Origin of the sequence: Christiangramia aquimixticola (genome assembly GCF_048285835.1) — a bacterium.
GTDB lineage: Bacteria > Bacteroidota > Bacteroidia > Flavobacteriales > Flavobacteriaceae > Christiangramia > Christiangramia aquimixticola.
This window is the reverse complement of sequence record NZ_JBLVTL010000004.1, coordinates 136,950-137,306: the sequence shown is the minus strand read 5'-3', so window position 1 is coordinate 137,306 and position 357 is coordinate 136,950. Positions and strand designations below refer to the sequence as shown.

Genomic DNA, 357 nt, shown 5'->3' with positions numbered 1-357 from the left:
TTAAAGCCTTGTTGATCTGTTGATTTTCAAGGCTTTTCTTTTTTTTAGTAATGGTTATCCCCACATAATCCCCGCAAGCCATAATTTTTATCACCTCCTGGATTTTATTTCTAAAGTATCCCTGTCCACATTTTTTAATATATCGTCTTCCAATTCAATTAACGGATCATACCAATTAATTTTCAGCCGGGCCCAATTGAGAAAATTTTTAAGCTCGTCATCAATCTTATTATTTAACATGGTTTGTTCCTGCATAGCTTTTATATAATTTCTCATTTGTTGAGCTTTATGCCATCGTTCAGAATGTATCATTAAGGATTTGAATTTATCAACCTCTATATTCCGTTTATTAGAAAA

General features: G+C 31.7%; 1 protein-coding gene. It reads right to left on the bottom strand.

The features are described from left to right. Nucleotides 1–90: 90 nt before the first annotated feature. Nucleotides 91–357: hypothetical protein (locus tag ACNKXV_RS09830; protein WP_417907554.1), on the bottom strand; the 267-nt coding region annotated here is incomplete at its 5' end.